Origin of the sequence: Aminobacterium sp. UBA4908, from assembly GCF_002398115.1 — a bacterium.
Classification (GTDB): domain Bacteria; phylum Synergistota; class Synergistia; order Synergistales; family Aminobacteriaceae; genus Aminobacterium; species Aminobacterium mobile.
Window position 1 is genome coordinate 1 of the sequence record NZ_DHCG01000014.1, and the last position, 8,603, is coordinate 8,603.

Consider the following 8,603-nt stretch of genomic DNA (forward strand, 5'->3'; position numbering starts at 1 on the left):
TCATTCTGTAAAACCTCCTCTACAGCAACTCTCTCTTCTCAAAAACAAGGAAGAAAAAGGAGCAGGACTGTGTCCGCTCCTTTTTACTATACATCTTTTATTCAATTCTTAACTCTAAAGTTTCGCATCAACTTTCTTCTGGATGGTGTCTCGAAGGGATTTTCCTTCTGCCAGCATTTTTTGTACCGCGCTCTCTTTTTCAGATACATAGGCAGCATCTTTGATTGAAGGAATGTTAATACGGACGTTCATAATGGCACCCTCAAGTCCAGCCAAAGCCTGAGCAGCAGCCACGCCCATATCACTCATAGCGTTGGTATTACCCTTATCCACAATCCTATCAGCGAGACGAATTACCGCCAGGCATTCCTCCGCTATAGCGAAAGGTGAATCGCAAGCTTCCTTAAAAGCTTTCTGAATTGCTTCTTTACGAACTGCTTTTTCTTCTTCTGTATCTTTCTTCATTTTAAAAGCAGCCATAACTTTGTTAAAAGCTTCAGTATCACGATCAATTCGCTCTAATAAACTGTTATAGAGCTTTTCTGATTCACCTCTGACCTCTTTCATTTCGGCTTCATGGGCTTCGTAGCCGTTTTTGCCAATGGTAAGATTGCAAACCATGGAAATCAGCCCTGCACCGAGAGCACCGGAAAGGGCGGCTACACTTCCACCTCCCGGAGCTGGAGAATCTGAGGCCAGTTCCCCTACAAATTGCCTTAAATTCAGATCAACTAGCATACACATCTACTCCTCTTCGTCTAGTGCCAGAATATTGTTCTCCAGAATCTGATTCCGGTCAAAATCTACTATGCGAAGGAAGTATTCAGCGCAGTTCAAGAGTGCGTCCTGAGGTAAAGTGCCACAAATCTGTGTACCTATTATGGTAAGGCCATAACGTTTAGCTTCGTTCTCCACAACCTGAAACACCCTATAGATTGGAGTATTGACCGTATCGAACATATTCATGGAGACAGCTACATTATCATAACCATCCGGCTTAAATGCAACTGCACGAATAGTACTAAATCCACCACTAGGTCCACGCATCATTTTAGCGATCCGTTTTCCAATCTCCATGTCTGTCGTATTGAGGATCATATTCACAGCTACGAGGTTATGAGTAGCAGCGCTTACTATAGTAGCACCAGCAGTTGGATGAAGTTTAGCCGGTCCAAGATCAGGACAGCGCTCTGGTGTATGAGCAACTTCCTTCAGCCCTTCATATTGGCCCTTTCGGATATACGCTAACTCTTTGCGTTCAGGAGTCCTGGCATTTTCTCCACTAAAATAGACTGGTACCTGATAGCGCTCCCAAATTTCTTTTCCTATCTCCTCTGCAAGCTCTGTACACTCCTCAAGAGAGATATTGCGGAGAGGGAAAACCGGGATCGTATCCTGAGCTCCAATGCGAGGGTGCTTCCCTTCCTGTTTCTCCATATCGATAAGCTCGTAAGCTTTGCCTGCCATATTCAATAGGGCTTTCTTCAAAGGCTCTGGCTCCCCAAGGCATTCTATAACCGTTCTATTAAAGTCAGCATCGGGGAAATAGCCGATCAGCTTAACTCCTTTAGCCTTACGAATTTCATCAACAACGGCTTCAATAACTTCCTTGTCTTTTCCATTACTAAAGTTGGGAACTGCATGAACATACTGTTTCTTAGCCAATTGTGGTTCCTCCAATCACGTGCTGAAATCAAAAGTTTTATTTAATTTACTTTTTTAGAGCAGCTCTTCGCAAAAAAGAGCTGCTCCCTTACTAACCGAGATTGAAAAACTTAGTTCTTCTCTGCTTCTGCCATTTCAGATCTGAAGGTTTTAAGAAGCTCTTTCGCAAATTCCGGATTGCCCGAAAGCTCAAAATACTTCTCGTCTGCATTTTTAGCAATTTCACGGAAGCGCATTCTCTGATCGTGCTCAAGCTTCAGAAGCTTCTGATCGGGTTTGAAAGCCTTTACCATCATATCGAGGCGTTTGTCATTCAGCTCCTGCTGTACCTTATAAACAAAAGGCCGAAGCTCTTCTATACACTCAAGAACAATCTTCTGAATATCTTCTGGCAATCCATTGAAAAAGTCAGCATTGGCAAGGGTATGCATAACATAGATATTATGCTTAGATTCAATAAGACACTTCTGAACTTCCATAAACTTCATTTCCTGAATAATGTAGGGGGCATTTTCCTGCCCCTCAACCATGTTCAACTGAAGAGAACTGTAAAGTTCAGTAAAGGAGAGGGGTGTGGGATTGGCTCCATATGCCTTATAGGTCTCTACAAGCATCTCCGAAGGCATAACTCGCATTTTAAGCCCCTTGAAATCCTCAGGAGTCAATATGGGCTTGTTTGCTGTCCAATACATGGCACCCTCGCTAAAGTAAGACAAAACCTTCAGGCTTTTTTTCTCGTACACACCAGCCAACATCTCATTGAGAGCCTTACTGGAAGCAAGGACTTTCTCGTTTACCATATCGTCATCGGAGAAAAGGAACTGAAGAGAGAATATCTGATTTTCGGGAACGATGGCACCACACTGCCCTGGACCGACAAGAGCAAACTCTATCGCTCCATTCAAGCACAGCTCAAACATTTCTGTAGGAGTACCGAGCGTCCCTTGAGGATATACATCGAGTTTGATTCTGCCATTTGATTTATCTGCAAGAAGTCGAGCAAATTCGTTTGCATAAACGTCACAGACACTTCCTACTATCTCTTCCTCTGCTAAACGCCAATTATACTCTGCCGCTACAGCTATCCCGGAAAAAGCAAGAACAAGGGCCAGTACTAAAGCAAAAACATGAAGCTTTTTCATAGATGTAAACCTCCTCTAGAATTTGAATTTAAGACATTTCATCTCAATCTAAATCTCAACATAAAGTCCTCTTGCGTCTTTTTGATACCGAGAACTGCCCTCCTTCCTTTTTACTGAGCCACCGCCAGATCCCTCAAGAAGAGAGCTATCTGAGGGAATAATACGAGCAGAATAGACACGAGTATCAACATAAATATGAAGGGTGGAACTCCACGAACAACATCTGTGTATTTTTGCTTAAAAATAGCAATTGCCGTAAAAATATTGCAGCCGAAAGGTGGCGTAGAAGAACCAATGGCAGCCTGTAATGTTACGATGGTTCCTACAAGTACGTTATCCAATCCTGAAGCCATAATGGCAGGCTTGAAAATAGGAGTAAGTATCATAATGACAACTATAGGATCAACAAACATACACCCTATAAAGTAAGCAATACTTAAGACAGAAAGGATCCGGACAACAGAAGGTGTTTCTCCCAGAAGAGGTGGTAGTATAAGATTCGGAATTCTCGCGAAGGAAACAGTCCACGAAAAAGCCTGCCCAACTGCGATAAGAATAAAAACGATCGCCGTCACGACACCAGTTCTTAGTGCTAGCCGAGGGATATCCGACAACTTAATGGATTTATAGATAAAAAATTCCAGCACGAAAGCATAGAGAACTGAAACTGCAGCGGCTTCTGTCGGGCTGAAAACGCCAGAGTAAATTCCTCCGAAAATAATAACGGGAAAGGTAAAGCCTAAAATAGCTTCCTTGAAGGCTACCCAACGTTCGTGCCATGTAGCACGAGGCATTCCATTTTCTTTCTTCGAGACAAACCAACAGTATACCGAGAAAAAGAGGAGAATCAAAAGGCCAGGGCCTACACCTGCAATAAAAAGTTCTCCAACAGACGCTCCTCCCACGACACCGTAAACAATCATGTAAATGCTCGGTGGTATAAGAAGAGCTATTTCTGCCGCATTAATAATCAAAGCAGTGGAAAATGTAGAAGAATATCCGGCATCAAGTAACATGGGACGCAGAGGGCCACCAATAGCTACAACCGTTGCCTGCGTTGACCCCGACACTGCTCCGAACAGGGTACATGCAGTTGCTGTTGCGATAGGGAGACCTCCCCTTTTATGGCCTACAAACTTTACAACAACATTGACAAGACGGTCAGCAATTTGCCCTGATGTCATAATGTCCGCAGCAAAGATAAACATAGGAACAGCTGTAAGAGAAATAGGCTGTACTCCTCCGATAAGCTGTTGAATCAGCATCGACGGATTTACCCCTGGGAACTGTGTCACAAGTGTTAAAAAAGCTCCTGCTGCCAAGGGAACCATCATCGGGAAACCTAGCAACAACAATATAACCATTGTTCCTACGAGAGTAAGTAACATTGTGTTTACCCCTCCTAAAAGTCGAAGGACTGTTCGTCCTCAGCGTGGCCTTCAAGCACTGAAGCAGAGAGATAAACGTCTTCAGATCTCAGATTTTTAATAACGGCCAACACATATTGAATCCCGGTCATTACAAAACCTACGGGAACCCATAACATAATTAAGTAAAGCGGGATATGAAGCCCCAAGGTCTGTTTCTTAATTTCAGCAAGTTTAGCTACATAGAGGTAGGCGTACCAACTGAGATAGAACATCAGGGCAGCTGTGCCAGCTGAAATAATAATCATCAAAATTTTTCGCCCTCTCGGCCCAAGAACATCCGATAAAGCCGACATCCTAATGTGAGCTCCTATTCTGGCAGCATAACTGGTTCCCACAAAGGTAACCCATACGATGGTGAACTGAGTTACTTCTTCTGCCCAAGTAAGGCTATGCTGGAAAAGGTTCCTTCCTAAAACATTAAGGATGGCAACAAGAGCCATTACGATGATGCTCCACGATACGACAAACTTCTCAAAACGCTCACAAAAACTATCTAGCATGTTAAAAAAATTCACCTATGATCCCCCACTTTTCTATCTTCTACTCTTCGCGTAATGCGCCAAAACGTGTGCCATACGTATGACAGAGTCCATTCGAACATATTCGTCTGGCTGGTGAAAGAACATGTCATCGCCAGGCCCCAAAATAGCAAAAGGTACTCCTAAAGAAGGGATGAGGATCGAGGCATCTGTAAAATAATTGATACCAGTCTTTTCCCATGGCATTTCCAATTCAGAATAAATTTTTTGTAGAGATTGCACTAACGGAGCACTTTCATCCATCCCTACAGGAGGCCTATTGTTTACCACCTCTACAGAAACATGGATGGGACTATTGCCCTTTTCCATAGATTCCGTCGCTTTATAAATTTTCTGCAATAACAGGGAATGATCCACACTCGGGAGGGTTCTGATATCTAGCGTCCCTTCTACATAATGAGGAACAACATTAAACAAATCACTTTCAGCTTGTAGTGAGGTAACTACACATGTAGAACGGCCGAGAAGGTCGTGTTTTTTCTCGCCACTAAAAAGTTCTGATATGAGATTTGTAATCTTGTTAAATGTAGAGAGAGCATTCGTCTGGGCATCTGCCATAGCAGCATGGGAAGAGGTCCCCCACGTTTTTATCCGAAGCCAAATAGCGCCCCTCTCTGCTAGGCCAACTCTTTCATCTGTAGGCTTAATGATCAGAACTTCTTCTACCTTATTGAGGAATCCGCCCCCTAACAGGGCGTTGGCCCCCATACCCCCTACCTCTTCATCTGCTGTAAAACAGAACACAACGTCTACTTTCGGCGTTATATTTTCCTTTAAAAGGGTCAGGGCCGCTAAAATCATGGACGTGACTCCGCCTTTCATATCCGCAGCTCCCCGACCATAAACACAGCCATCCACTATGACCGCGCCAAAAGGAGAATAGGTCCAATCTCGCACATCTCCGGCCGGAATCGTGTCTAAATGCCCTGTAATGGCAATACCGCGATTCCGATCTGCTCCAGGGATGGTAATCACCAACGAGGCTCGGTTATTTCCATGGCTGATTATTTTCTTTTCAACTTTATTGTCAGGGAACAAAGAAGAGACAAAAAGAGCTGCGTCCTTTTCATCTCCAGAAGGCTGGAAGGTACGGATGCGAATCAACTGCTGAAGTATTTCTATCGCCCTACTATAAGCATCATCTTGCCTTTGCGTCATTTTATTCCCCCCTTTCACCAATATAAGAGTACTGGAGGGAGGAGATTCAGACATTAGCTTCTGTGGATAAGATTTCTCCGGTTATATTGTCAAAACTTGACAAATCTATTCGTTAAAAGATCCGAGATCATAAAGTTTTAACGCAAGGGCAATATCAAAACGTTGATCACTGTTGTCAGGATTAAAATTGAGAAGTTCGCATATTTTTTTGTTTCGATATTTTATGGTGTTATAGTGAAACTTCATAACTTCCGAAGCGTGTTTCACGTTCCAATTATTCTTGTTAAGGACCCTAAGCGTTTGAAGAAGCTCTCCATTCGTAGATTTATCATATTCGATAAGGTCTCTTAATATGCTCTGACAAAAGGTCTCTGCCTCCTGACTCTGAGACACCATGGAAAGGAGCTTCATCCCGCCCAGGTTTTCCCAAAAAACAACTTCTTGGGGAAACGTAGCTAACCTAGCCACACGAAGGGCTCGAACTGCTTCGCGATAACTCTCGTGGATACTAAGAGGGTCAGTTTTGTATCCGCCAACAGCGACAGTAATTTCGCAACGTAACTCTTTAGCTGCTTCTTCATTAAGGTGTTCCGCTACTTTTACTATATTTGTTTGTAGGGTTTTTTCCTCGTTATCTGGATCTGGAGGGGAGATAAGGAAAACAACAGACTTTGTCAACATGGTATAAATCGATTTTGGGAAAAAAGCCTGAAACTTCGACCGAATAGTGGAAAAAAAGACCTGAAACTCACGTTCTCCAGCCGCTCCATCAAGAGCTTCTACTTCTACCACCACTACAACAACACCATTGACAGGATTCCAAGAAAAAGTGCGAGCCCGACTTTCAAGTTCTTCCTTCCTTTGTATTTTGTTATAAATAAGATCTCGTACAAACTCATCAATATAGTTTCGCTCCACCCTTTGAGCAGAAAGTTGTTTCTCTATAGAAAGCTTTACTGCTATAACAGCATTCTCTAGAGCAGACATTTCTAAAAAAGAAATTTTCCTGTCGGAACGGCTTGAACGGTTAAGAACAAGATAGCCGCTCAACACGCCACCAACACGGACCTCCATATGTTGGTGAAGGCGAATTATCTCTTTTAAGGGATATATTTTTACATGTTCTTTAAATTCTTCCGAAAAAGATGCTACGAAAAGCTGTTTATGGATAAGATCTTTATAAGCAACGCCACAATGTATCTGCTCTCGCAAAGCCCAAAGAATTCTTTCAAAATCGCCGTCATTGAGAAGGATATCGGCAAAGGGTGAAAAGGAAGAGTGAAGCGTTTTAGCTTTTCGAAACTCTGTCTCGAGAGCAAAAAGAACGTTTAATAACGTATGGTTTTGGGGAATAGAAAATAAAGGCGTAGAAAAATTATTTGCTGCTTCTTCAAGCTCTGAAGGAATCTCTCCTTGAAAAACAATTCCCCCGACGCCATTTTGAATAATAGCAAGAACGGAAGACAAACAAAGACCTGAAAAACGTGACTCGCTGGGCCACACTCCAACAACAAGAGAATCAGAAGAGCAAACTCCCCCCCCGACTATAACATCATCAAGAAGTACAACTCTTCCAACCTCCTTATCCAGGGCAGAATTTCCAGCAAGAAGAGAGAAACTTGACAATGTTTGAAGTGTACGTATGACAGGCAAAATAAAAAATCCACTCCTTGAAACAAAGTTTATATATTGTATCATGTAGAAAAGGGGCTGGTAAAAACCAGCCCCTTTAATAAACACGTATTTATTTATTCAAAAGCAAGATGTTATGTCTCTACCTCTCGCTTTTTCGGCCAGCTTCCAATGTATTCTTAAGCAACATCGCGATGGTAAGAGGCCCAACACCGCCCGGAACTGGCGTAATCCAAGAAGCCACATCTCCTACAGTTTCAAAATCTACGTCTCCTACCAATCCTTCCTCAAGACGATTAATGCCCACGTCCACAACTACAGCTCCTTCTTTCACCATAGAGCCTGTAATCATACGAGGACGACCTACGGCTGCTACAATAATATCTGCCTGACGAGTAATAGCTCCCAGATCTTTCGTTCTGCTATGACAGATAGTCACTGTAGCGTTTCGGTCAAGAAGGAGATGAGCGATGGGTTTGCCTACAATATTGCTTCGCCCTACCACTACGGCATGTTTCCCTTCTATTTCGATTCCATAAGCATCAAGGAGATACATAATGCCTTTCGGCGTACAGGGATGCACTGCAGGAAGTCCGGTGACAAGATACCCCATATTCATGGGGTGGAAACCATCTACATCCTTCGACGGGTCAATGGTTTTGAGAACCTTATCGCTATCGATCTGCTGAGGCAACGGAAGTTGAACAAGAATACCATCTACAGCCTTATCATTGTTAAGGGTTTCGATGAGCTTCAAGAGCTCTCCTTCTGTAGTGCTTGCCGGAAGCTTATGAAGAAAAGAGTTGAATCCCACTTCTTTACATTTTTTTTCTTTCTGACCTACATAAACCTTCGAAGCTGGATTCTCGCCTACAAGAACCACGGCTAAGCCGGGAATGTGCCCTCCCTTTGATTTTATTTCATCTACTTCCTTTTTTATGGCAGCCCGTACTTCCTCTGCTACTTTTTTCCCATCCAATATCTGAGCTTTCATTTAGCAGCCTCCTCGCCTCTAGAACAAACCAGTAATATTTCCC

General features: G+C 43.1%; 8 protein-coding genes. All 8 read right to left on the minus strand.

Annotated features, from left to right (window positions below):
• Positions 1-114: 114 nt before the first annotated feature.
• The 8 genes from B4J50_RS09655 to folD all read right to left on the minus strand — a co-directional run bounded on the left by B4J50_RS09655 (position 115) and on the right by folD (position 8,560).
• The gene (locus tag B4J50_RS09655) at positions 115-738 is read right to left on the minus strand and encodes a cyclodeaminase/cyclohydrolase family protein (protein ID WP_286846127.1); all 624 of its coding nucleotides are present in this window, start codon (positions 736-738) and stop codon (positions 115-117) included.
• Positions 739-744: 6 nt separating this feature from the next.
• Positions 745-1,665 carry a glutamate formimidoyltransferase gene (gene ftcD / locus B4J50_RS09660; RefSeq protein ID WP_286846126.1) on the minus strand — a complete coding sequence of 307 codons (921 nt, stop codon included), beginning with the start codon at positions 1,663-1,665 and terminating at the stop codon, positions 745-747.
• 110 nt (positions 1,666-1,775) lie between these two features.
• Complete coding sequence (locus tag B4J50_RS09665) at positions 1,776-2,807, minus strand: DctP family TRAP transporter solute-binding subunit (protein ID WP_286846125.1); 1,032 nt, start codon at positions 2,805-2,807, stop codon at positions 1,776-1,778.
• Between the two features lie 110 nt (positions 2,808-2,917).
• A complete protein-coding gene (locus B4J50_RS09670; RefSeq protein ID WP_286846124.1) occupies positions 2,918-4,195 on the minus strand; it encodes a TRAP transporter large permease in 1,278 nt (425 codons plus the stop codon).
• A 14-nt stretch (positions 4,196-4,209) separates the two neighbouring features.
• Positions 4,210-4,752 (minus strand): TRAP transporter small permease, encoded by a 543-nt coding sequence (locus B4J50_RS09675; protein ID WP_286846123.1) that lies wholly within the window; start codon positions 4,750-4,752, stop codon positions 4,210-4,212.
• Between the two features lie 18 nt (positions 4,753-4,770).
• Positions 4,771-5,934, minus strand: a complete 1,164-nt coding sequence (locus B4J50_RS09680; RefSeq protein WP_286846122.1) for a M20 family metallopeptidase — start codon at positions 5,932-5,934, stop codon at positions 4,771-4,773.
• A 105-nt stretch (positions 5,935-6,039) separates the two neighbouring features.
• Positions 6,040-7,587: a PucR family transcriptional regulator gene (locus B4J50_RS09685; RefSeq protein ID WP_286846121.1), complete on the minus strand. Its 1,548-nt coding sequence runs from the start codon at positions 7,585-7,587 to the stop codon at positions 6,040-6,042.
• Positions 7,588-7,708: 121 nt separating this feature from the next.
• Positions 7,709-8,560, minus strand: coding sequence for a bifunctional methylenetetrahydrofolate dehydrogenase/methenyltetrahydrofolate cyclohydrolase FolD (gene folD, locus B4J50_RS09690; RefSeq protein WP_286846120.1), 852 nt, complete (start codon positions 8,558-8,560; stop codon positions 7,709-7,711).
• Between the last annotated feature and the right edge of the window lie 43 nt (positions 8,561-8,603).

Excerpts from the sequence above, each read along its gene's own strand:
- B4J50_RS09655 (WP_286846127.1), bottom strand. The coding sequence starts at position 738 with ATGCTAGTTGATCTGAATTTAAGGCAATTTGTAGGGGAACTGGCCTCA.
- B4J50_RS09665 (WP_286846125.1), bottom strand. The coding sequence starts at position 2,807 with ATGAAAAAGCTTCATGTTTTTGCTTTAGTACTGGCCCTTGTTCTTGCT.
- B4J50_RS09670 (WP_286846124.1), bottom strand. The coding sequence starts at position 4,195 with ATGTTACTTACTCTCGTAGGAACAATGGTTATATTGTTGTTGCTAGGT.
- B4J50_RS09680 (WP_286846122.1), bottom strand. The coding sequence starts at position 5,934 with ATGACGCAAAGGCAAGATGATGCTTATAGTAGGGCGATAGAAATACTT.
- folD (WP_286846120.1), bottom strand. The coding sequence starts at position 8,560 with ATGAAAGCTCAGATATTGGATGGGAAAAAAGTAGCAGAGGAAGTACGG.